The organism is Limnohabitans sp. TS-CS-82, assembly GCF_002943475.1.
In genome coordinates this window covers 670,580-694,860 of the sequence record NZ_PTQX01000001.1, presented here as the reverse complement: position 1 = coordinate 694,860, position 24,281 = coordinate 670,580, and the positions used below count along the sequence as shown (strand labels likewise).

Sequence of the window (24,281 nt, the reverse complement as noted above, 5' to 3'; positions counted from 1 at the left end):
CTCACAGAGCCGACACATGCAACGACGCGAATTCAACCAACACCTGCAACGCAGCGCCATCGCTTTGGCGCTGGCACCTTGGCTGAGCGCCGTTGCTGCACCCGCAGACAAACCTCGCGTTTGGCACACCAACCCATTTGCGTTGGGTGTGGCCAGTGGTCGACCACGTGCAGATTCGATGGTGTTGTGGACGCGTTTGTTGTTCAGCGAGGAAGACCGCGCTGCAGGCGCAGATGCGCTGCGCGTGACTGTGGAAGTGTTTGCCGATGCCGCACTCAAACGTCGCGTACAAACAACCGAGGCCATCACCAACGAAGCACGCGCGCACAGCGTGCATGTGCATTTGCAAAACTTGCAACCCAGCACAGACTACTGGTATCGCTTCACCCAAGGCAATGCATACAGCACCGTGGGCCACACACGCACCGCACCTGCATTGAATGCGGATGTGCGCGAATTACGCGTGGCGCTGTCATCGTGCCAACACTACGAGCAAGGCCAATACATTGCGCATGCCGAGATTGCCAAAGAAAAACTCGACTTTGTGCTGTTCATGGGTGACTACATCTACGAGAGCAGCAACCCGCAATACGCCATTCGCAAACACAACGGCGAAGAGCCTAAAACACTGGCGCAATACCGCGAGCGTTACGAGCAATACAAACGTGACCCTATGTTGCAAGCCGCGCACGCAGCCCACCCATGGGTGTTGATGTGGGATGACCACGAGGTGGTCAACGATTACGCCAACGACCAAGACCGCCAGCACACAGACCCCAAGCAAGTGTTGCTGCGTCGTGCAGCGGCGTACCAAGCGTACTTTGAGCATCAACCTGTGTTGTTGGGACCAGACAAAGACAATCCCGCCAACATGCGTTTGTACGACCACCTCAGCTGGGGCAAATTGGCTGATGTGTGGACGCTTGATTGCCGCCAATACCGCAGCGCACAAGCTTGTCGTGACCCTGTGCGAGGCGGCGGCCGCATGGTGGTGCAGTGTGATGAGCTGGCAGACCCCGCACGCAGCATGTTGGGGGCCGAGCAAGCGCGTTGGTTCACCGAAGGTTTAAGCCACTCCAAACGCCAATGGAAATTGGTGGCACAGGCTACGCAAATCAGCTCCACCAGCGTGCCTACGCCAGTAGGCCGCAGCTATTGGAACGACGCATGGGATGGTTACCCCGAAGCACGCAAGCGTTTGTTGCAAACAGTAGTGGACGCCAAGCTCAGCAACGTGGTCACCCTTGGTGGCGATGTGCATTGCAACGTAGCTGCCAACTTGCGACTCGACCCCAACAACCCTCAGTCACCTATCGTGGCCAGCGAGTTTGTGACCACCTCCATCACCTCGCGTGGCTTGGGCGACAAACCTGCTGCGCTGATTCGCGACAGCAACGTCGACTTGTTGCACTACCGCTCAGACGAGCGCGGTTACAGCTTGATCACTGTCACGCCCCAAGAAGTGCGCTGCGATTTCAGGACCACCAAGTTTCCGGCAGGCAGCGAAGCGGGGTTGAAAACGCAGGCGACATATGTGGTGAAAAACGGCAAGGCGGGGCCGCAAGCGATTTGATGTTTAAGCTGTGAGCACACCACGGTCCAGTGTGTAACTGCGGTCACTCACCCACTGTGCGAAGTGCGTGTTTTGCTCAGACAGCAAGACGCTCATACCTTGGCGTTTGAGCGCCAAAATCATCTCGCCCATTTGTTCCACGATGACGGGGGCTACGCCCTCGGATGGTTCATCCAGCAACACCATCAACGGGTTGCCCATGAGGGTGCGCGCGACGGTGAGCATTTGTTGCTCACCCCCACTCATGTGGCTGGCGGGGCGTTGCTGCATGTCGGCCAGGTTGGGGAACAGTGCAAATATTTGTTCGAGAGACCATGACTGCGGCATCTGCTGTTGATGCGCAGCATCAGCCGACATGAGGGTCGATTGACTTGGCAAATGGCGAGCCGCTTGTACGCCCAGTTGCAAATTTTCCAGCACGGTCAGGTCAGTGAAAATGCGACGGTCTTCGGGCACATAGCCTAGACCTAAGCGTGCGGCTTGGTAGGGCTCAGCATGCGAAATGTCGTGGCCCGCAAACACCACGCTGCCCGTGCGTTGAGGCATGAGTCCCATGATGGCTTTGAGCGTGCTCGATTTGCCAGCACCGTTGCGCCCAATGAGCGCTACAACTTCGCCGCGTTGCACATGTAAATCCGCATTGAACACCACTTGTGCTGCACCGTACCAAGCGTTCAAGCCTTGCACTGAAAGCAGAGCTGTCGCGCCGTTAGTAGTCAGGGGTGTTGATGAACCATCATTCGCAGTGGCGTGAATGGGTGTGTCTGCTGGCATTGCCTGCGCGGTGCGCGAAGTACCAAACGTCTTGCCACTGCCAAAGTACACCGACTGCACCTGTGCGTCTGTTTGCACCTGCTCAGGCGTGCCTTGTGCGATGAGCGCGCCACGCGCCATCACCAGCACACGATCGGCGTGTTCAAACACCACGTCCATGCTGTGCTCGGTAAACAGCACGGCCACGCCGCGTTGGTTGACCAAGCTACGCGTGAGTGCCATCAAGGCGTGTCGTTCATCGGGGGCCATGCCTGCCGTGGGTTCGTCCATCAGCAGCAAACGCGGTTCGTTGGCCAAAGCCATGGCCAGCTCAAGGCGCTTCACATCACCGTAGGCGAGTGCGCTGCATGGGCGGTCGGCCTGTGTGTCTAGCTGCACTTGCTCAAGAAGTTGCAGCGCATCTGCACGGCGATAGTGTGTGGCGCGTTGCCAAGGCGAGAGAGATTTTCCATCAGCAGATAGCAAAGCCATTTGCACGTTCTCAGCCACGGTGAGCGAGCCAAAAGTTTGTGCCATTTGAAATGTGCGGCTCACGCCCATGCGCCACAACGCGTGTGGCTTGCGCCCCAGCAGCGACACACCATCTAAGGTGATGCTGCCGCTGTCAGGTGCGAGCTGGCCGTTGACCAAATTGAAGGTAGTGGATTTGCCTGCACCGTTGGGGCCGATGAGGGCCAGCAGTTCGCCGGCTTGCAAATTGAACGACACATCGTTCACAGCTTGGTTGCCGCCGAAGGCTTTGTGCAAGTGTTGAACGTCTAGCAATGCGCTACCACTTTGTGTGATGGGGTGTGCTGTTGCCTCTGCGTTTGCCTGATGCGTGTGTGTGCTCATGCCTCACCTCTCACATGAGATGTGCGCACACGCAGCCACAGCGCCTGCACCGACCCCGCAATGCCCTGCGGAAACACCAGCACCAACAGCAACATGCTCGCACCCAGCACTGCACGCCAATAGTCTGTGCTGCGGGCCAAACTGTCTTGCAGTGCCGTAAACGTGACTGCGCCCACCAGTGGCCCGACGAGCGTGTGCACACCACCCAGCATGACCATGACCAAACCATCGACCGACTTGCTCACGCCCAACACATCGGGTGAGATGCTGCCTTTAGAGAATGCAAACAACGCCCCCGCCAAACCCGCAAAGCCAGCGGCCAGCACAAAGCCCAGCCATTGCACACGCGCCACGTTCAGGCCCATGGCTTCAGCACGGCCCACCGAGTCGCGGCTGGCACGCAGTGCGTAGCCCAGCGGCGACATCAACACGCGGCGCAACGCCATCACGCTGAATGCGACGAGCGCAAGCGTGAGCCAGTAGTAAGAAGATTTGTCTTGCAACCAATCGCTAGGCCACACACCCGTGATGCCGTTGCTGCCACCCGTGAAGTCGTCCCACTGAAAACAGATGGACCACACAATTTGTGCAAACGCCAACGTGAGCATGGCCAAGTACACGCCCGACAAACGCACGGCAAACCACGCAATGGGTGCCGCCACCAAGGCGCTGACGATGGGAGCCAACAACAAGGCCGCTTCGCTAGGCATGCCCGCACGCAACACCAGCAGCGCGGCTGCATACGCACCCACACCAAAGTAAGCCGCATGACCAAACGAATGCATGCCCGCAGGCCCCATGATGAAGTGCAAGCTGGCTGCAAACAATGCGGCGCTTAACAAATCAATGCCCAACACCAAGGTGTAGGGAGATTCAGTGGTGAACAACGGCAGTGCAAGTAGCGCAGCGCCCATGCACAGCCACACCCACTGCGAGCGAACATTGCCCAATACAAACGGCGCTTCTTGCTCGGTGCTGATGCGCGGCGCACTCTGTGGCTTGCCCAGCAAGCCCCAAGGCCTCACCATCAACACCGCAGCCATCACCAAAAATTCGGCCACGAGCGTGAGTTTGGAAAACGCAAACGACACGCCCCAAATGTCTACTGTGCCCACCGCAATGCACAGTGCTTTGATTTCAGCAATCAACAAAGCCGCCACAAATGCGCCGGGGATAGAACCCATGCCGCCCACGACGACGACCACAAACGCATCGCCAATGGTGGCCATGTCCAACCCCAAATGCGCGGGCTCGCGGGGCAGTTGCAGTGCGCCGCCCAAGCCAGCCAATGCGCAACCCAGTGCAAACACAGCAGTGAACAAGTGGCGCGGGTTCACACCCAAAGCGCCCAACATTTCGCGGTCTTGCGTGGCGGCGCGTACCAACACACCAAAGCGTGTGCGTTGCAAGCACCACCACAACACGGCCAACACCAGTGGGCCGATGGCGATCAAAAACAAGTCATAGGTGGGAAAGCGGCGGCCCAAAATATCCACCGCGCCACTCAGGCCTGGTGCGCGTGGCCCCAGCAAATCTTCAGCGCCCCATAGCCACAGCGTACCGTCTTGAATAACCAGCACCAAGGCAAAGGTGGCGAGCAACTGAAACAACTCAGGCGCTTTGTAAATGCGGCGGAGCAACAGCACTTCCACCAATGCGCCCAACACGCCGGTGACGAGCGCCGCGCATAGCAACAACAAAAAATAGGCGGCGGTTTGGCTGGCAGCGTCACCCAGCACCACGCTCAAAGCGGCTGACACAGACGGCGCAGCATGCGACACGAGTGAGTAAGCCACATACACACCCAGCATGAAGAACGAGCCATGCGCAAAGTTGACGATGCGCGTCACCCCAAAGATGAGCGACAAACCCGCCGCCACCAAGAACAAAGACGAGGCAGCGGCCAGCCCGTTGAGGGCTTGTACGAAGAGGCTGGCGGCGTCCATCAAGGTGTGTGGCTTTGAAATTAAAACGCCCGCAAGAGGCGGGCGTTGTGTTTGGGTTCGAGTGGCGTTTAGTTGCTCGGTCTGAGTTTTTTCACAACGTCATCGCTGGGTTGCACGCTGGCTCCGTCGATGTAGCGGTAGTCTACCAACACGCCTTTGCCATTGTCGTTTTTGGTGCGACCCAAAAACGCGCCCATGGTGGACTGGTTGTCTTGTTTGCGGAACATCACGGGGCCATAGGGCGTGCTGAATTTCAAACCGCTGAATGCAGTGACCAGTTTTTCAGTCTCGGTGCTCTTGGCCTTGGTGATACCTGCGGCCAAAGCGTGAATCATGCTGTAGCCCACGACCGAGCCCAAGCGGGGGTGGTCGTTGAACTTGCGGTGGTAGGCCAAGTAGAAGGCTTTGTGTTCAGGCGTTTGCACGCCGTACCAAGGGTAGCCTGTGACGATCCAACCATTGGGCGTTTCATCTTTGAGGGGTTCTAAATACTCGGGCTCGCCTGTCAAAAGGCTCACCACTTCACGGCCTTGGAAAAGTCCGCGCGTGTTGCCCTCGCGCACAAACTTGGCAAGGTCAGTGGCAAATAGCACGTTGAAGATGGCGTCGGGCTTAGCGTCGGCAATGGCTTGCGTCACCGAGCCTGCGTCAATCTTGCCGAGGGCCGGCGCTTGCTCGGCCACAAACTCCACATCAGGTTGTGCGGCTTTGAGCAGTTGCTTGAACGTGGCGGCAGCCGATTGGCCGTATTCGTAGTTGGGGTACACCACGGCCCAGCGCTTTTTCTTGAGCTTGGCGGCTTCGGGTACGAGCATGGCCACTTGCATGTAGGTGCTCGCGCGCAGGCGGTAGGTGTAGCGGTTGCCGTTTTGCCAAACCATTTTGTCGGTCAGCGGCTCGCCCGCGAGGAAGAACACTTTGCGTTGCTTGGCAAAGTCGCCCAGTGCCAAACCAATGTGCGACAGGAAAGCGCCCGAGAGCACATCCACTTTTTCGCGGCTCAACAGCTCTTCGGCGGCGCGCACAGCGTCGCCGGGCGAAGCGTTGTCGTCACGGGTGATGAGTTGCAGCTGCTTGCCGTTCACGCCACCGGCGGCGTTGATTTCTTCCACCGCCAATTCCATGCCCTTTTTATAGGGGTCGAGGAAAGCGGGCTGAGCTTTGTAGCTGTTGATCTCGCCAATCTTGATGACGTTTTGGGCGTAGGCAGGTAATGCGGCAACGCTCAAGGCGAGGGCTGCGGTGCGCAGGGCGGAGCAAAGAGTGGTGTTCACGAAAGTGGCCTTTGAAAGCGGTCGCGGGCTTTGAAAGCCCGCGTGAAAAACTGTGAAGACTGGATTGTCTTGTAAAAGGCAAAGCCCATTGCATACGAACTGCATCAAAAAGCCCCGCAAACTTCGCAGCTTGCGGGGCTCTTGGATGGAGCCGCCAACGTGTTCGGCACACGGCCCAAGCGTGGCGTGTTGATGGGGCTGTTAGGCCTCCAAACGCGCAGCCAAAGCGGCTTTGGTCGCGGTCATTTCAGCGGGCAAGTGGTAAGCCAACTGGGTGAACAATTCCTCATGCAGTTTCAACTCGTCCACCCAAGCAGCTTTGTCGATGCTGGTGACAGTTTTGAATTGGTCAGCGGTGAAGTTCAAACCAGTCCAGTTGATTTCTTCATATGTGGGGCTCACGCCGAACACGTTTTCTTTGCCTTTGACTTGGCCTTCGATGCGGTCAATCATCCACTTCAAAACGCGCATGTTTTCGCCGTAGCCAGGCCACACAAATTTGCCGTCGTCGCCCTTGCGGAACCAGTTGACGCAGTAAATGGATGGCACTTTGGCGCCACTGGCCTTGAGCTTGTCGCCCATGTTGAGCCAGTGCTGAAAGTAGTCGCTCATGTTGTAGCCCATGAACGGCAACATGGCGAAGGGGTCGCGGCGCACCACGCCTTGTTGGCCAGCGGCCGCAGCGGTGGTCTCAGAGCCCATGGTCGCAGCCATGTAAACGCCTTCTGTCCAGTTGCGTGCTTCGGTGACCAAAGGCACGGTGGTGGAGCGGCGGCCGCCGAAGATGAACGCGTCAATGGCTACGCCATCGGCGTCGTCCCATTGGTGGTCCAAGGCGGGGTTGTTGGTGGCTGCCACAGTGAAGCGGGCGTTGGGGTGAGCGGCTTTGGCGCCAGTCTCTTTAGCGATGGCTGGTGTCCAGTCTTTGCCTTGCCAGTCGATCAAGTGGTCGGGCATGCTGCCGGTGTCTTTTTCCATGCCTTCCCACCACACATCGCCATCGTCGGTCAGCGCCACGTTGGTGAAGATGACGTTCTTGTCCAAGCTGGCCATGCAGTTGGGGTTGGTGTGGAAGTTGGTGCCGGGGGCCACGCCAAAGTAGCCAGCCTCTGGGTTGATGGCGTACAACTTGCCGTCTGAGTGCGGCTTGATCCAAGCGATGTCGTCACCGATGGTGGTGACTTTCCAGCCGTCGAAACCTTCGGGTGGCACGAGCATGGAGAAGTTGGTTTTGCCACAAGCGCTGGGGAACGCGGCTGCCACATGGTACTTCTTGCCTTGGGGGTTGGTCACGCCCAAGATGAGCATGTGCTCGGCGAGCCAGCCTTGGTCACGGCCCATGTTCGAGGCAATGCGCAAGGCAAAGCACTTTTTGCCCAACAACGCGTTGCCACCGTAGCCAGAGCCGTAAGACCAAATTTCGCGGGTCTCTGGGAAATGCACGATGTACTTGGTTTTGCTGCAAGGCCACTTCACGTCGGCTTGACCAGCTGCCAAAGGTGCGCCCACGGTGTGCACGCAGGGCACGAAGGGGCCGTCGGTACCGATCACGTCGTACACGGCTTTGCCCATGCGGGTCATGATTTTTTGGTTCACTGCCACATAGGCGCTGTCAGACAACTCGATGCCCACGTGTGCAATGTGCGAGCCCATGGGGCCCATGCTGAATGGCACCACATACATGGTGCGGCCTTTCATGCAGCCGTCGAACAAGGGGTTCAAGGTGGCGCGCATTTCGGCAGGGGCCATCCAATTGTTGGTGGGGCCAGCGTTTTCTTTTTTCTCTGAACAGATGTAAGTGCGGTCTTCCACGCGGGCCACGTCTGAGGGGTCAGAGCAAGCCAAGAAAGAGTTGGGGCGCTTCGCGGGGTTGAGCTTTTTGAAAGTGCCGGCATCCACCAGTTGTTGGCAGAGGCGGTTGTATTCTTCGTCGCTGCCGTCACACCAGTACACGGTGTCTGGCTTGCACAAAGCGGCCATCTCGCTGACCCAAGCCACCAGCTTGGGGTTTTTTACATATGCGGGTGCATGGATGTTCATGAAAAGCTCCTAAGTCAAAAAATTGAGGTCAGAGCCTTGTCGCCTTTTGCGCGAGGCTCTGACCTCAATCCATTGCCATTGGCCTATGCCAAAGCAGTGTCTATTTTATGAAACTCTGCCCTTCTCGTAGCTTGCAAAACCCTTATGAGTTACCAGAAAACACCAGAAAGCATTACTTTTCAACCCTTTTTATGTAATTTTTAGGGTAAGGCCCTAGGGGGAAGTTACAAGCCGTAAAAGCAAAAAAGCGCCCGATAGGCGCTTTTTCAAAATGACACAAACGGCTGAGCCGAGTGGATGTCCAAGCGGTCAAGCCATGAACATGGCGATGAAGATCATCAAAAACATGAGCACACCGCCCGCCAGTGGCAAAACGATCGGCATCATGGGCACGATGGATTCAACAACGTCTTGCTCGGCGCCGTGTGCGTGGTGGTGTTCGGACATGTCTTGACTCCTGAATATAAAAATTACTTGCAGAAATTTTAGGGGACGAATGCCATCGGGCTGTCTTGGCAGAGACAGGGTAAACCCGTTTCTGCCGCGGGGTTAGGCCGGCAGGGCCACCACGCGCAAGACCTCGTCGCCATAGGCTTCAAGCTTTTTGGCGCCGATGCCGGCAATGCCTTGCAGGGCTTCTAAATCGTGCGGCTCCGCCTGCGCAATCGCGGCCAGCGTGGCGTCATGGAAGATGACGTAAGCGGGCAGGTTGTGCGAACGCGCCACTTCGGCACGCCAAGCCTTGAGCGCGTCGTAGCGTTGCTGGCCCGCATCGTCCAGCGCGATGGGTGCTGGCTTGGAGGCACCGCTGGCGCTGCGTTTGCCTTTGCGGTCGGCGGGCGTCGACACCGAGGCGCGCAGGCGCACCGTGACGTCGCCCTTGAGCACAGCCCGCGAGGCCTCGGTCAAATACAAAGTGTTGAAGGCTTGCGCGTCCACACCCAACGCGCCCAGCGCGATGAGCTGGCGCAGCACACCGCGCAACTGCACTTCGCTGAAATGCGCGCCGATGCCAAAAGTGCTGAGTTTGTCGTGACCGTATTGGCTCACTTTTTCGGTGGCTTTGCCACGCAAGATGTCCATCATGTGGCCCGCGCCAAACGACATGCCGCTTTGCTGCTTCACGCGATAAATGGTGGACAGCAACATGCGGGCGGCTTCTGTGCCGTCCCAAATGTCTGGGGGTTGCAGGCAGTTGTCGCAGTTGCCACAGGTGAGTCTTACCTGTCCGTCTTCGGCGGATTTGTAGGTCTCATCGAAATACCCCAGCAACCGCACGCGCCGGCAGTCGGTCGCCTCGGCCAAAGCCAGCAGTGCATCCAACTTGCCGCGCATGGCTTGTTTGAAGTCTTCGGCGGCCGGGCTTTCGTCAATCATGCGGCGTTGGTTCACCACGTCGTTCAGGCCGTAGGCCATCCACGCGTGGGCGGCTTGGCCATCGCGCCCGCCACGGCCGGTTTCTTGGTAATAACCTTCGATGTTTTTAGGCATGTCCAAGTGCGCCACAAAGCGCACATCGGGTTTGTCGATACCCATGCCAAACGCGATGGTGGCAACCATCACCAAACCTTCTTCACGCAAAAAGCGGTTCTGGTGCTTTTGGCGAATGGCGCTGTCTAGCCCCGCGTGATACGGCAGCGCGGCAATGCCTGCATCGCACAAGTTCTTGGCCACTTCTTCCACACGCTTGCGCGATTGGCAATAAACAATGCCGCTGTCTTGCCAATCTGGCCCTGTGTGTTCGCGTTGGATGAAGCGCAGCAGTTGCAGTGAGGCGTCTTTTTTCTCGACGATGGTGTAGCGGATGTTCGGGCGGTCAAAGCTGCTGACGAACTGCTGTGCGTCTTCGAGCTGCAAGCGCTCCACGATGTCGGCACGCGTCAGCGCATCGGCGGTGGCAGTCAGCGCCATGCGCGGCACGCCCGCGTAGCGCTCGTGCAATACCGTCAACGCTCGGTATTCGGGGCGGAAATCGTGGCCCCATTGGCTCACGCAATGCGCTTCGTCAATGGCAAATAGGCTGAGCTGGCCTTGCTCGTGCAGCATGTCGAGCTGCGCCAAAAAGCGCGGCGTGGTGATGCGTTCGGGCGCGGCGTACAGCAGGGTGATGTCGCCACGGCGCAGGCGTTGTTCTACCGCGTTGGCCTCTTCGCCGCTGAGGCTGGAGTTTAAAAACGCTGCTTCAACGCCCGCCTCATGAAGCGCGCCCACTTGGTCGTGCATGAGCGCGATGAGCGGCGACACCACGATGGTGATGCCGTGCCCCGCACGCTGGCGGGCAATGGCTGGAATTTGGTAACAGAGTGATTTGCCGCCGCCCGTGGGCATGAGCACCAGCGCATCGCCACCACCGCACACGTGGTTGACGATGGCTTCTTGGGGGCCGCGAAAGGCGTTGTAGCCAAAGACTTCGCGCAGGATGTCTTGGGGGTTCACAGGTGTTTGCACAGCAGCTTCCGGCTTGCGCAGACATAGCTGGCGTGTGGATAAAGGGGTGTGAACGAGTGCATGAACCAACTATTGTCTCTGCTTCTTACAATGGCAGGATGACTCAAGCCTACACACGCGCAAAAGAATTACCCGCCATCTTGGCCAAACGCATCGCCATCCTCGACGGCGCGATGGGCACCATGATTCAGCGTTTCAAGCTCGATGAAGCGCAATACCGCGGTGAGCGATTCAAAGACTTCCACAAAGACGTGAAGGGCAACAACGAGTTGCTCAGCCTCACCCGCCCCGACGTGATTCGTGACATCCATGAGCGTTACCTCGCCGCTGGCGCTGACTTGATCGAGACCAACACCTTTGGCGCGACCACCATTGCGCAGGCCGATTACGACATGGCCGACTTGGCCTACGAGATGAACCTGGCCTCGGCCCGCATCGCTCGCGAAGCCTGCGACAAATACAGCACGCCAGACAAGCCCCGCTTTGTGGCGGGCGCCGTGGGCCCCACACCCAAAACCGCCAGCATCAGCCCCGATGTGAACGACGCAGGCGCACGCAACGTGAACTTTGAAGAACTGCGTGCCGCCTATTACGACCAAGTCAAAGCCTTGGTCGAAGGCGGCTCAGATGTGCTGTTGGTCGAAACCATCTTTGACACGCTCAACGCCAAAGCAGCGCTGTTTGCGATTGAAGAGTTTTTTGAAGCCTCGGGCGAGCGCCTGCCCATCATCATCAGCGGCACCGTGACTGACGCTTCTGGCCGCATCTTGAGTGGTCAAACCGTGACGGCGTTTTGGCACAGCGTGCGCCATTCGCAGCCGCTGGCCATTGGCCTGAACTGCGCCTTGGGTGCGACGCTGATGCGGCCTTATATCCAAGAGCTCAACAAAGTGGCGGGTGACACTTTCATCAGCTGCTACCCCAATGCTGGCCTGCCCAACCCCATGAGCGACACCGGCTTTGACGAAACACCGGATGTGACCAGCCGTTTGTTGCACGAGTTTGCGGCCGAAGGCTTGGTGAACATCGTGGGCGGCTGCTGCGGCACCACGCCCGAGCACATCGCGGCGATTGGCCAAGCGGTGGCTGACCAAAAGGCACGCGCGTTGAGCGCGGGACCTTTTTATCGCGAAGCTGCCTGATTGATTTTGAATTGCCACTCACAAGAAATGTGAGTGGCAGGCTGGCGGCATACGCCAACAGGCGGATTTACAGCGCGGGCTGAAATTATGAAAATTGACGTAATTGATAGAAATGTTACGTCATGCCTGAAACCTCGTTCATCCAAACCCCTGCGGGCCGCCACCTCAAAAGCCGCGTGGATGCCGTCATGGCCATCTACAAAGAACACGGACATGTGAACCGTTCGCTCATCTCTGAAAAATTGGAGTTGAGCAAGCTGCAGTCCAGTCAATTGTTGCGCGAGTTCTTAAGCGCCCACGCGCCTGTACTGGAGTGGGACAACTTCAAAAACGGCTACAAAGCCCACGGCAAGTTCAAGGTTCACTGAGCAGGCTTGCGCCACAACACACGCACCAATTCGTAGCGCGTGTCGCCCGCATCAGCGGGTGCATTTGCCATCGGTGTCGCCCGCACCAGCAGCTTGTATTGCACACCCGGCGTGAATGTGAAGCCCTCAATCGGGCTGTAAAAGTTTGACCACGTCAGCGCGTTCCCCTCTTTCACTTGCAAGCAGCGCATGGGCGCAATCCCCATGCACGCCACATCGTGCGCCGCCACGGTGAGGGTGATGTCTTTGGCGAGCGCGTTGTTTTGTTGGGATGGACATTCGCCGTCAGACACCCAACTTGCCCCTGCGTCTTTCATCATGCAGCGGTTGGCAAACGTTTGGGTTTGTTGCGGCAACTGGCCGCAGACCGGCGCGTATTCGCGGGTGCAGATGCCGGCGTTAGCTTGGATAGAGATGAAAAGCAACGAGCTTAGAAATAAGCGGATGAACATAAATGGTGTTTTAAAACGAAGCCAACATCAATAACGCAACGCTCGTTAGAAAGGTGGACAAAATGATTAAAAATAGAAGCATTACCTATTCCCGCCTACTAGCCAGCGAGAACTCCTTTTGGATAAGAAACAACTCTCCGAAATCGACATCTGCGAAAAGTTCATCAGCCCCGCCATAGTGCGCTCGGGCTGGAACATTCACGACCAGATCTTTCGCGAATATCCGTTGCGCGTAGGCCGCGTGACGGTGCGGGGCAACAAATCACACCGCGACCAAAGCACCGTGCTGCGCGCCGACTATGCGTTGTTCTACAAATCCAACATCCCCATCGCGGTGGTCGAGGCTAAAGACAACAACAAGGCCATGGGCGCAGGCATGGCCCAAGCCATCAACTACGCCGACTTGCTGGGTGTGCCGTTTAGCTTTGCCAGCAATGGCGATGGCTTTGTGTTTCGTGATGCCACCTTGGCCGATGGCGTGCTGGAGAAAAACCTCACACTCGACGAATTCCCATCGCCCCAAGAGCTGTGGGAGCGCTATTGCGCTTGGAAAGGCTGGACGCCCGAAGTTCGCCAAGTGACCGAGTTTGACTACGCCCCCAGCAAAACCCCGCGCTACTACCAAATGAACGCCATCAACCGCACGGTTGAAGCCATTGCCCAAGGGCAAAAACGCGCCATGCTCGTCATGGCCACTGGCACAGGCAAGACGTACACCGCGTTTCAAATCATCTGGCGCTTGTGGAAAAGCGGTGCAAAAAAACGCATCTTGTTTTTGGCCGACCGCAACATCTTGATTGACCAAACCATGGTCAATGACTTCCGCCCGTTCAAAGGCGCAATGGCCAAACTCAGCCCCAACGCCAAAGGCGTGGAGCGCGTGGATGCCCAAGGCAAAGTCACCGTGGAGGACGTAGACCTCGCGGTCAACAAAACCACCAAGCTCGTTGATAAAAGCTACGAAATTTATTTGTCGCTCTACCAAGCCGTCACAGGCACGGAAGAAGAGCGCAACATTTACAAACAGTTCTCGCCCGACTTCTTTGACCTCATCGTCATTGACGAGTGCCACCGTGGCAGTGCCGACGAAGACTCGGCTTGGCGCGAAATCTTGCGCTACTTTGGAAGCGCCGCCCATGTGGGCCTAACCGCCACACCCAAAGAAACCAAAGACGTTTCAAACAGCGACTACTTTGGCGAACCCATCTACACCTACAGCCTCAAGCAAGGCATTGAAGACGGCTACCTAGCTCCCTACAAAGTAGTGCGCGTCGATTTAGACAAAGACACCTTTGGCTGGCGCCCCACCCAAGGCATGACCGACAAGTTTGGCCATGTGGTGGAAGACCGCGTTTACAACGCCAGCGACATGAACCGCAAACTCGTGCTCGAAAAGCGCGACCAAGTGGTAGCCGCCAAAATTACCGAATACCTCAAGGCCACCGACCGCTACGCCAAAACCATTGTGTTTTGTGAAGACATCGACCACGCCTCGCGCATGCGCCAAGCCCTGAGCAACGCCAACGCCGACATTTGCAAAGACAACCCCAAATACGTAGTGCAAATTACCGGCGACAACGCCGAAGGCAAGCTAGAGCTAGACAACTTCATCGACCCCGAAAAAACCTACCCCGTCATCGCCACCACATCCAAGCTGATGAGCACCGGCGTAGACGCACAAACTTGCAAGCTCATCGTGCTGGACCAAAACATCAAGTCCATGACCTTGTTCAAGCAAATCATTGGTCGGGGCACGCGCTTGCGCGAAGACTTGGGCAAAACGTGGTTCACCATTATTGACTTCAAGCGCGCCACCGATAACTTTGCTGACCCCAAGTTTGACGGCGAGCCCGTGCAAATTTACGAACCTACGCCCGACCAACCCGTTGCTCCGCCCGACCAACCGGGTGATACGCCTTTCCCAGGCAACCCTCCCAGCGGCACACCCGCAGGCGAAGACGGTGGCATTTTTGCCCCTGGCGGTGGCAATGGCGGCACAGACACCGGCGAGCCTAAAAAATACGTGCTCGGCAATGTGTCTGTCTCGGTCGCGCGTGAGCGTGTGCAGTATCTCAACGCCGATGGCAAGCTCATCACCGAAAGCCTGCGCGACTACACCCGCATCAACCTGGTGAAGCAATACGACTCGCTCGACAAGTTTTTGCAAGCGTGGAACCACGCTGAACGCAAAGCCGTGTTGATGGAAGAGCTAGAACGACAAGGCGTGTTCATTGATGCCTTAGCTGCCGAGGTGGGCCAAGACCTAGACCCGTTTGATTTGCTGCTGCACGTCGCCTACAACCAGCCGACCCTCACTCGCCGCGAGCGCGCCAACCGCGTAAAAAAGCGCAACGTCTTCACCCAATACGGCGCAGTAGCCCGCAAAGTGATGGACGCGTTGATCGACAAATATGCCGACGAAGGTATTGCGACAATCGAGAGCAACGAAGTTTTGAAGGTGCAACCCTTCACCGACTTTGGCAGCCCGGTTGAACTCATCAAAAGTTTTGGCGGTCGCCCCCAATATTTAAGCGCCATTCAAACCTTGGAGCGTGAGCTCTACATTTCTTAAAAGCGCAAGCTTTGCATCCAAGTCAGTTATTCAATGTCAAACCTATCCAGCGTCATCAAATCCATCCAAGACATCATGCGCCAAGACAGTGGCGTGGATGGCGACGCGCAGCGCATCTCGCAACTCACTTGGCTCTTGTTCCTCAAAGTGTTTGACGCACTCGAAGAAGAGCTGGAGCTGACCCGCGACGACTACAAAAGCCCCATCCCCGAAGCCATGCGCTGGCGCAACTGGGCCACGGACGCCGAAGGCATCACCGGTGATGCCCTGCTGGACTTTGTGAACAACCAGCTCTTTGCCACCCTCAAAAGCCTAAGCGGTGACGCCCAGCGCAACCCCCGTGGCTATGTGGTGCGCGGCGTGTTTGAAGACGCCTACAACTACATGAAAAGCGGCCAGCTGCTGCGCCAGGTCATCAACAAACTCAACGCGATCGACTTCAACCGCCAGGCCGAGCGCCACCAGTTCAACGACCTCTACGAAAAAATCCTCAAAGACCTGCAAAGCGCAGGTAACGCGGGCGAGTTCTACACGCCCCGCGCCGTGACGCAGTTCATGGTGGACATGGTCAACCCCCAGCTGGGCGAGCGCGTGATGGACCCGGCCACCGGCACAGGCGGATTTTTGGTCTGCGCCATCGAACACCTGCGCAAACAAGTGCACAACACCGACGAAGAAGCCACGTTGCAAAACAGCATCTTGGGCGTTGAGAAAAAACAAATGCCCCACATGCTGTGCGTGACCAACCTCATGCTGCACGGCATCGAAGTGCCCAGCCTTGTCCGCCACGACAACACCCTGAGCCGTCCGCTGCGCGACTACACCCCAGCCGACCGGGTAGACGTGATCTTGACCAACCCGCCCTTTGGCGGCATTGAAGAGCCGGGCATCGAACAAGGCTTTCCGGCCGATGTGCGCACCAAAGAAACGGCAGATTTGTTTTTGGTGCTCATCAAACACATCCTCAAAACCAATGGCCGCGCCGCACTGGTGCTGCCCGACGGCACGCTGTTTGGCGAAGGCGTCAAGACCCGCATCAAAGAACAACTGCTGGCCGAATGCAATCTGCACACCATCGTGCGCCTGCCCAATGGCGTGTTTGCGCCCTACACCGGCATCAAAACCAACCTGCTGTTCTTCACCAAGGGCAAGCCCACTGAACACGTTTGGTACTACGAGCACCCCTACCCAACGGGCGTGAAGAACTACAACAAAACCAAGCCCATCCGCATCGAAGAATTCGACGCCGAAAAAGCCTGGTGGGGCACAGAGGCCGATGGTTTTGCCGCCCGTGTGGAAAACGAACGTGCATGGAAGGTGAGCATCGACCAGATCAAAGCCGCCAACTACAACCTCGACCAAAAGAACCCCCACGCCGCCGAAGTGGTGAACCACGACCCCGAGCAACTACTGGCTGACTACGCCCGCCTGCAAACTGAGGCGCAAAGCCTGCGCGACCAACTCAAAAGCATCCTCGCCCAATCGCTGGGAGCCCCAGCGTGAGCGCAGTGCTGACGGTGCAAGAGCCCAGCGCCAAATACTTGGTGAATTTGCAGCCGCCGCTGGTGCGGCACTTCGACTTGATCGCCCAAGCCCCCGGCGGCGTGACCCGCCTGCGCGAACTCATCTTGACGCTGGCCGTGCAAGGCAAGCTGGTGCCGCAAGAACCGAGCGATGAACCGGCGAGTGAACTGCTCAAGAAGATCAGGACTGAGAAAGACCGACTGATTGCGGAAGGCAAGATCAAACGGGACAAGCCGTGGGCTGAAATCCTTGAAAGCGAAAGCACAGCGCACATACCGAATAGTTGGACCCTAGCGCGCCTTGGAACTGTCGTTAACGTTAGCACTGGAAAATTAGATGCGAACGCAGCTGTTCAAGGTGGCCGATACCCTTTTTTTACTTGTTCGGTAACTCCATTAGAAATCGATTCATATTCTTTCGATTGCAAAGCAGTGCTTTTGGCCGGCAATGGTGACTTCAACTTAAAAAGGTATGAAGGGAAATTTGATGCGTATCAGCGGACATACGTCATTGAGCCCATACTTTGGGACCTGCAGTATCTTTATTTTTTGCTAAGCCAAAACATTAGCATCATCACTAAAAATAATCGTGGTTCCGCGATTCCATATTTGAAGCTAGGGGACATCACAGAGCCTGTAATTGCGATTCCTCCGCTGGCCGAACAATCCCGCATCGTCACCCGCGTCGAAGAACTGATGCAACTTTGCGACGCACTCGAAGTCAGCGGCCAGCTCGAAACGCAACAACACGCCCAACTCGTGGGCACCCTGCTGGGCACGCTCACCCAAAGCGAAACGCCCGAGGAACTGGCGGATAACTGGCAACGCATCGCCACCCACTTCGACCTGCTGCTCGACCGCCCCGAAGCCGTAGACGCCCTCGAACAAACCATCCTCCAACTCGCAGTGCGCGGCCTCCTCGTCCCCCAAGACCCCACCGACGAACCCGCCAGCGTCCTCCTGCAAAAAATCCGCACCGAAAAAGACCACCTCATCGCCCAAGGCAAGATCAAACGCGACAAACCCCTGCCACCCATCACCGACCAAGAAAAACCGTTTGAGTTGCCGTACGGGTGGGAGCTTGCAAGGTTTGGAGATTTGGCACAGATCTCCAGTGGTGTGACTTTGGGTAGAAAGACTCCTCTTTCAAAGCCGCTGTTGTTTCCGTATTTGCGCGTTGCGAATGTGCAGCGATGGTTTTTAAACCTGCAGTTAATGAAGGACGTTTTGATTGACGAGGCGGAGCTGCCACGCTTTCAAGTCTGCGCAGGTGATTTGTTGATCACAGAAGGGGGTGATTGGGACAAGGTTGGTCGCACTGCAATTTGGCGCGATGAACTATCAACTTGCTTGCATCAAAACCATGTTTTCAAAGCCAGAGGGCTCACTGCCGAATGGTGCCCAGAGTGGGCGGAGCTTTATTTGAACTCCGACGTTGCAAGAAGCTACTTCGCTGCATCTGCCAAGCAAACGACGAACCTCGCATCTATCAATATGACTGAGCTGAAGCATTGCGTCTTTCCATTGCCGCCGTTGAAAGAACAATCTCGCATCGTCACCCGCGTCAACGAACTCCGAGGCCTTTGCGCCGATCTGCGCGAACGTCTTGAATCTGTCCAGATTGCGCAGATTCAGCTAACCAACACTTTGATGGCTTCATAAAACCACACTCAAAGATAAGAAAAAGGGAGAAGACAATGGCAATGGCAAGGCTCGAATTGCATTATTTTTTGCGTGACGAATCTCATGCAATGAATGCATTGGTGCGTAACAAATGTGAGTCTGAAGCACTGGCAGCATTTGCACAAATTGCGCAGCTTTTCGGTGTGAATGTTGAGCTGGAGTCTGCCGCACTTCGTGAGGGTGGGCTGCGGGAGGTTTGGCGCGTCCTCGGAAATAACGGAAATCAGTTGTCTCTGATAGTTGCGGTCATCGCATTGGTGTTTTCAAGAGTTCCCGTGTCTGATTCGGAAATGGATGCTTTGAACAAAGAAGTTCAGAAGCTGACCATTGAAGAAAAAAGGCTGTCCATACAAAAGCTAAAGCACGAAATTGGTAATGGTGATATCAAAAATGGCACTGCTGGTGATGCCGCGAGTTTGATAGATGGCGATGTGAAAGTAATGACTCGTCGGTCCAATTTTTATCGGCAACTTTTGGGATATGACAAGGTCACTGCCATGAGTTTGGGCGAAATACCCGATGGCGCAGATCATCCCTTAATCGAACACCGGGTTGAAAGGAGCGCATTTCCGAAGTTTGTGCTGCTGACAGACAAGTTGCCCGTGGAGGTGGTTGACCCTGCACAGCTAGAAATCATTGCGCCGGTATTGAAAGAAGGCAATTACCAATGGAAGGGCGCGTACCTCGGCGAACGCATCACCTTTGCTATGGGGGATGAAGTATTCAAGTCGGATGTTTTGACAGGAAAAGTGAGCTTTCAGCACGGGAGCACTATTGAGTGCGTACTGAATATTCACCGCAAAGTGGATGAAATTGGTGAAGCTGTTATTACAGGCTATTCAGTAACTACAGTGCTGTCGAAATCAGATGGTGGACCTGGGCAAGAGACTCCCCAAGGCAAACGACATCGCTTTGGGAAACGGCAATCTGAAGGGCAAGGTAAGTTGTTTGGCCAGCCCTAATAGTCGCATAAAGTTGATTAAAGTTGATTTTTTGACTGCTTGATGCATAATCCAGCCCCTATGCAAAAAGTTATCCACAGCGAAAACATCAAGCAAGCGTTGCAACGACGGGGCTGGAAGCAAAAAGATTTGGCCACTGCCCTTGGCGTGACAGCGCAGTCAGTCACCAACTGGCTCAGGGGTTCAGACTTTCCGCGCCCCGACAAACTGCTCAAGCTCGCAACCACTTTGCAAATGGGATTTGCAGATTTGGTCAAGCTCGAAGCCGCAGGCCAGCCAGTGGTGGCGTTTCGTAAAAAAGCAGGTACCAAAACAACCGATGGCCACATCAGCAAAGCCATGGTGATGGGCGAGTTGCTAAAAGCACTGGTGCCTTTTTTGCCAGAGCTGCCCGTACTGCGCTTGCAGCTACAACAGCCCAGCACCGATTACGAGCAGCTACAAACATTGGCTAGCCAAGTGCGCCATCGTTTGGGCTTGGGCGAGCAAGCCGCAATTTCATACAAAGATTTGCTGAGTGAGTTTGACAACAACGGCGCAGTTGTGGCTCCAGTGTTGTGGGGACAAAAGCAAAACCACAAAAATGCGCTGCACATCTTGCTGCCGCAAGAACGGGTGACCTTCATCTTCCTCAACTTAGACACACACCAAGAAGACTTCAAGTTTTGGATGGCGCACGAACTGGCGCACGTGTACACGCCAGAGCTTGCAGGCAAGAACGAGGGTGAAGATTTTGCCGATGCGTTTGCAGGTGCTTTGCTGTTCCCTAAAGCCGTGGCGCAAAAAACGTATGAAGAGGCCAGCACGGGTAACAAGACAGCCGAGAAAAAACTGTTAGAGGCGCAAGCACAGGCGTATGGCATTTCTCTCTACAGTGTGTTTTCCGAAGTCAATCGCTACGCCAAATCGCAAGGGCTCACGTTGCTAAAACACACAGATGCACAAATTCACGCGATACGCTCCATGCAGCGTGGCGGCACTGTGAGCGAATCATTGTTTGCACCCATACCCGCCGAGCCCAGTGCTTATGTGGCAGCAGTGAAGAACGTGTTTAGAAGCTCGTTCTTTGAATCGCTGCAACGCATGATTAAAAGCAAGCAAACAGGGCCCGGCTATATCCAGCAGGTGATGGACATACCCATGCAAGACGCGATAGCACTGCATGGAGAGTTGAGCCGTTGACAACCCTGGTACTGCTCGATACCAACACATATTTACGACTCGCCAAGCGAGTGCGGCCTTTTGTGGGTCTTGAATTCGGGCAGGTGCCATATTTGCTGGCCATTCACAAAGTGACCGAGGACGAGGTGCACCGCAGCGCGCACCTCAAGTTTAAAAACCCGTGGTTTGATGGCCCAGAGTTTGCCGAGGAGCGTTTGGCCAAACAGGTGCGATTGACCAAAGATGAAAAGGCTCAGATTGAGGCCGCGCGAAGTGTGCTGATGGGCTGGGTGCAAATGGATGTGAGCAGGTTCACGTCGTTTGGCCGATCACCGCCAGGCTATGCCGATTGTTGGTTGTTAGCGTTTGGGCAGGTCAGGCCTGCTGTTGTGGTGACAGATGATTTGGGCATGCACGAGCTGGCCAAAGACTTTAAAGACATCAAGGTTTGGCACGGATACGAGCTGTTAGCCAAGCTCAAGACGGCTAAGGTTGTAGACGATGCGTTGGTTCGAGACATTTACGAAGCACTTGAAGCCAATGGTGATACAACCAAGACTTGGCAAGAAGCAAAACACAAGGTTTTCAAAAAAATCTTCGGTCCAGCGCCTGCTGCGTGAGCGGTTAAAATACAGCCATCCCCAAGGAGCGTTGCAGCTTCACCCGTCCTCTAGGACTCGCGCGTGAAGTCAGGCTTGGGGCCGAATCTTTTGCAACGACGCTCACCTGTATTGATAGCCCCCAGGTGAGTACCCCCATGAATTCCACTGCAGTTCCCCCCATGAAGCTGTCTGGCCTTGAGCCAGTGTCTATTGGCGAGGGCAGTTTGTTCGTCAACGTTGGCGAGCGCACCAACGTCACTGGCTCCAAAGCCTTTGCGCGCATGATTTTGAACGGTGAGTACGAGCAAGCCTTGGTCGTGGCGCGTCAGCAAGTGGAAAACGGCGCACAGGTGATTGACGTCAACATGGACGAAGCCATGTTGGACAGCCAAGCCGCCATGGTGCGTTTCCTCAACCTGATGGCAGGCGAGCCCGACATTGCGCGCGTACCGGTGATGGTGGACTCGTCCAAGTGGTCGGTCATCGAAGCGGGCTTGCGTTGTATTCAAGGCAAGGGCATCGTGAATTCGATCAGCATGAAAGAAGGCTTGGACGAGTTCAAGCGTCAAGCCACCTTGGTCAAGCGCTACGGCGCGGCTGCGGTGGTGATGGCGTTTGACGAGAAAGGCCAAGCCGACACCTACGCACGCAAGATTGAAATTTGCGAACGCGCTTACCGCGTGTTGGTCGACGAAGTGGGCTTCCCACCCGAAGACATCATCTTCGACCCCAACATCTTCGCCATTGCCACCGGCATTGAAGAGCACGACAACTACGCGGTGGACTTCATCGAAGCCACGCGTTGGATCAAACAGAACCTGCCCGGCGCAAAGGTGAGCGGCGGCGTGTCGAACGTGAGCTTTTCATTCCGCGGCAACGACCCCGTGCGCGAAGCCATTCACACCGTGTTTCTGTACCACGCCATCAAAGCAGGCATGGACATGGGCATCGTCAACGCGGGCATGGTGGGCGTGTATGACGACCTCGAGCCCGTTCTGCGCGAGCGCGTGGAAGACGTGGTGCTCAACCGAATTCCCAAATACAAAGAAGGCGAAGCGCACCTGACCCCAGGTGAGCGCCTGATTGAAGTGGCCGAAACTGCCAAAGGCGCGGCCAAAGACGACAGCCAGAAATTGGCGTGGCGCGGCACTGCTGATGCGCCCGTGACGGTGGCACACCGCCTGAGCCACGCGCTGGTGCACGGCATCACCGACTTCATCAACGACGACACCGAAGAGGCCTACCGCGAAATTTTGGCTAAAGGCGGCCGCCCGCTGCACGTGATTGAAGGTCCGTTGATGGACGGCATGAACGTGGTGGGTGATTTGTTTGGCCAAGGCAAGATGTTCTTGCCGCAGGTGGTTAAAAGCGCCCGCGTGATGAAGCAAGCCGTGGCGCATTTGCTGCCCTACATCGAAGCCGAAAAACTGGCGCAAGAAGCCGCCGGAGAAGACGTCAAAGCCAAGGGCAAGATGGTCATCGCCACGGTCAAGGGCGACGTGCACGACATTGGCAAAAACATCGTCACCGTGGTCTTGCAGTGCAACAACTACGAAGTGGTGAACATGGGCGTGATGGTGCCGTGCCATGAAATTTTGGCCAAGGCCAAAGAAGAAAATGCAGACATCATTGGCTTGTCGGGCCTCATCACCCCGTCGCTAGAAGAAATGCAATACGTGGCCAGCGAGATGGAAAAAGACCCGTATTTCCGTGACCGCCAAACGCCGTTGCTGATTGGCGGCGCCACCTGCAGCCGCGTGCACACCGCCGTGAAAATTGCCCCCAACTACAGCGGCCCTGTGGTGTACGTGCCCGATGCCTCACGCAGCGTGAGCGTGGCGCAAGGATTGTTGTCAGACCAAGCCGCTAAATACATTGCCGAGCTGAACGCCGACTACGCCAATGTGCGCGAGCAACACGCCAACAAAAAGCAAACGCCGCTGGTCACCTTGGCGCAAGCGCGTGCCAATGCCACGCCTGTGAGCTTTGAGAAATACAAACCCGCCAAGCCCAAGTTCATTGGCCGTCGCGTGTTTAAAAACTTCGACCTCGCCGAGCTTGAGAAATACATCGACTGGGCGCCTTTCTTCCAAACTTGGGATTTGGCGGGCCCATTCCCTGCCATCTTGGAAGACGCCGTCGTGGGGGTGGAAGCCAAGAAGGTGTATGCCGACGGCCAAGCGATGTTGAAAAAAATCATCGCCAACCGCTGGCTCACAGCCAACGCGGTGGTGGGCTTGTACCCCGCGCAGCGCGTGGGTGACGACATTGTTTTGTACGCCGACGAAACCCGCCAACAACAGGTGATGACATGGCACGGCTTGCGCCAACAAACCGAAAAGCCCACCCGCGATGATGTGCGCAACCCCAACCGCTGCTTGGCCGACTTTGTGGCCGACCAAACCCAAGCCGCTGACTACGTGGGATTGTTTGCGGTGACCGCAGGCCTAGGCGCAGAAAAGCAAGAAAAGCGTTTCATCGAAGCGCACGACGACTACTCCGCCATTTTGTTCAAAGCCTTGGCCGACCGTTTGGCCGAAGCCTTTGCCGAGTGCATGCACCACCGCGTGCGCACCGACTTGTGGGGCTATGCCGCAGACGAAGCGCTGAGCAACGAAGACTTGATCAAAGAAAAATACCAAGGCATTCGCCCCGCTCCTGGCTACCCTGCGTGCCCGGACCACAGTGCGAAGCAAGACATGTTTGCTTTGCTGCAGTGCGGCGACATCGACATGGGCCTGACCAGCAGCTTGGCCATGACACCCGCAGCCAGCGTGAGTGGTTTTTACTTGGCCCACCCCGAGGCAACCTACTTCAACGTGGGCCGCATTGGTGAAGACCAAGTGCACGACTTGGCGCAACGCCAAGGTGTGGCGGTGAAAGATTTAGAGCGGTTGCTGGCGCCTAACTTGTAAAAGTAAAAAGGC

17 protein-coding genes and 1 riboswitch are annotated in these 24,281 nt (G+C 56.4%); of the genes, 10 read left to right on the top strand and 7 right to left on the bottom strand.

Annotated features, from left to right (window positions below; all coding sequences use genetic code 11):
- Positions 1-16: 16 nt before the first annotated feature.
- Entirely contained in the window at positions 17-1,573 is a 1,557-nt protein-coding gene (locus tag C5F52_RS03405) for an alkaline phosphatase (RefSeq protein ID WP_104796892.1), read from the top strand.
- Between the two features lie 3 nt (positions 1,574-1,576).
- Here the strand turns inward: C5F52_RS03405 and C5F52_RS03400 are convergent, their stop codons facing one another.
- The 6 genes from C5F52_RS03400 to recQ all read right to left on the bottom strand — a co-directional run bounded on the left by C5F52_RS03400 (position 1,577) and on the right by recQ (position 10,910).
- A complete protein-coding gene (locus C5F52_RS03400) occupies positions 1,577-3,181 on the bottom strand; it encodes an ATP-binding cassette domain-containing protein (protein ID WP_104796891.1) in 1,605 nt (534 codons plus the stop codon).
- Entirely contained in the window at positions 3,178-5,127 is a 1,950-nt protein-coding gene (locus C5F52_RS03395) for an ABC transporter permease (RefSeq protein ID WP_104796890.1), read from the bottom strand. Before C5F52_RS03395 ends, C5F52_RS03400 begins: the two co-directional genes overlap by 4 nt.
- A 68-nt stretch (positions 5,128-5,195) precedes the next feature.
- Positions 5,196-6,401: an ABC transporter substrate-binding protein gene (locus tag C5F52_RS03390; RefSeq protein ID WP_369951847.1), complete on the bottom strand. Its 1,206-nt coding sequence runs from the start codon at positions 6,399-6,401 to the stop codon at positions 5,196-5,198.
- Positions 6,402-6,602: 201 nt separating this feature from the next.
- Positions 6,603-8,441, bottom strand: coding sequence for a phosphoenolpyruvate carboxykinase (GTP) (locus C5F52_RS03385; RefSeq protein ID WP_104796888.1), 1,839 nt, complete (start codon positions 8,439-8,441; stop codon positions 6,603-6,605).
- A 309-nt stretch (positions 8,442-8,750) separates the two neighbouring features.
- Positions 8,751-8,888 (bottom strand): hypothetical protein, encoded by a 138-nt coding sequence (locus tag C5F52_RS30000; protein ID WP_201746947.1) that lies wholly within the window; start codon positions 8,886-8,888, stop codon positions 8,751-8,753.
- A 102-nt stretch (positions 8,889-8,990) separates the two neighbouring features.
- Positions 8,991-10,910 carry a DNA helicase RecQ gene (recQ, locus tag C5F52_RS03380; RefSeq protein WP_369951870.1) on the bottom strand — a complete coding sequence of 640 codons (1,920 nt, stop codon included), beginning with the start codon at positions 10,908-10,910 and terminating at the stop codon, positions 8,991-8,993.
- A 77-nt stretch (positions 10,911-10,987) separates the two neighbouring features.
- Here recQ and C5F52_RS03375 point away from each other — a divergent pair, with 77 nt between their 5' ends.
- Positions 10,988-12,031 (top strand): homocysteine S-methyltransferase family protein, encoded by a 1,044-nt coding sequence (locus C5F52_RS03375; RefSeq protein WP_104796886.1) that lies wholly within the window; start codon positions 10,988-10,990, stop codon positions 12,029-12,031.
- Between the two features lie 122 nt (positions 12,032-12,153).
- Positions 12,154-12,399, top strand: coding sequence for a hypothetical protein (locus C5F52_RS03370; RefSeq protein ID WP_104796885.1), 246 nt, complete (start codon positions 12,154-12,156; stop codon positions 12,397-12,399).
- On the opposite strand, the gene C5F52_RS03365 is transcribed toward C5F52_RS03370, so the two are convergent.
- Entirely contained in the window at positions 12,393-12,851 is a 459-nt protein-coding gene (locus C5F52_RS03365; RefSeq protein ID WP_104796884.1) for a DUF4377 domain-containing protein, read from the bottom strand. The genes C5F52_RS03370 and C5F52_RS03365 overlap by 7 nt on opposite strands.
- Positions 12,852-12,969: 118 nt before the next feature.
- Between C5F52_RS03365 and hsdR the strand changes: the two genes are divergently transcribed.
- From hsdR to metH, 7 genes are all read left to right on the top strand, one after another.
- Complete coding sequence (gene hsdR / locus C5F52_RS03360; protein WP_104796883.1) at positions 12,970-15,423, top strand: EcoAI/FtnUII family type I restriction enzme subunit R; 2,454 nt, start codon at positions 12,970-12,972, stop codon at positions 15,421-15,423.
- Between the two features lie 33 nt (positions 15,424-15,456).
- Positions 15,457-16,926 carry a class I SAM-dependent DNA methyltransferase gene (locus tag C5F52_RS03355; protein WP_104796882.1) on the top strand — a complete coding sequence of 490 codons (1,470 nt, stop codon included), beginning with the start codon at positions 15,457-15,459 and terminating at the stop codon, positions 16,924-16,926.
- Complete coding sequence (locus C5F52_RS03350) at positions 16,923-18,608, top strand: restriction endonuclease subunit S (protein WP_104796881.1); 1,686 nt, start codon at positions 16,923-16,925, stop codon at positions 18,606-18,608. The genes C5F52_RS03355 and C5F52_RS03350 overlap by 4 nt, the downstream gene beginning before the upstream one ends.
- 35 nt (positions 18,609-18,643) lie before the next feature.
- Positions 18,644-19,591, top strand: a complete 948-nt coding sequence (locus C5F52_RS03345) for a hypothetical protein (RefSeq protein WP_146100027.1) — start codon at positions 18,644-18,646, stop codon at positions 19,589-19,591.
- 60 nt (positions 19,592-19,651) lie between these two features.
- Complete coding sequence (locus C5F52_RS03340; protein WP_104796879.1) at positions 19,652-20,773, top strand: XRE family transcriptional regulator; 1,122 nt, start codon at positions 19,652-19,654, stop codon at positions 20,771-20,773.
- Positions 20,770-21,372, top strand: a complete 603-nt coding sequence (locus C5F52_RS03335; protein ID WP_104796878.1) for a hypothetical protein — start codon at positions 20,770-20,772, stop codon at positions 21,370-21,372. The genes C5F52_RS03340 and C5F52_RS03335 overlap by 4 nt, the downstream gene beginning before the upstream one ends.
- A 17-nt stretch (positions 21,373-21,389) precedes the next feature.
- Positions 21,390-21,483: riboswitch (S-adenosyl-L-homocysteine riboswitch) on the top strand.
- A 50-nt stretch (positions 21,484-21,533) separates the two neighbouring features.
- A complete protein-coding gene (gene metH / locus C5F52_RS03330; protein ID WP_369951868.1) occupies positions 21,534-24,269 on the top strand; it encodes a methionine synthase in 2,736 nt (911 codons plus the stop codon).
- The last annotated feature ends 12 nt before the right edge of the window (positions 24,270-24,281 follow it).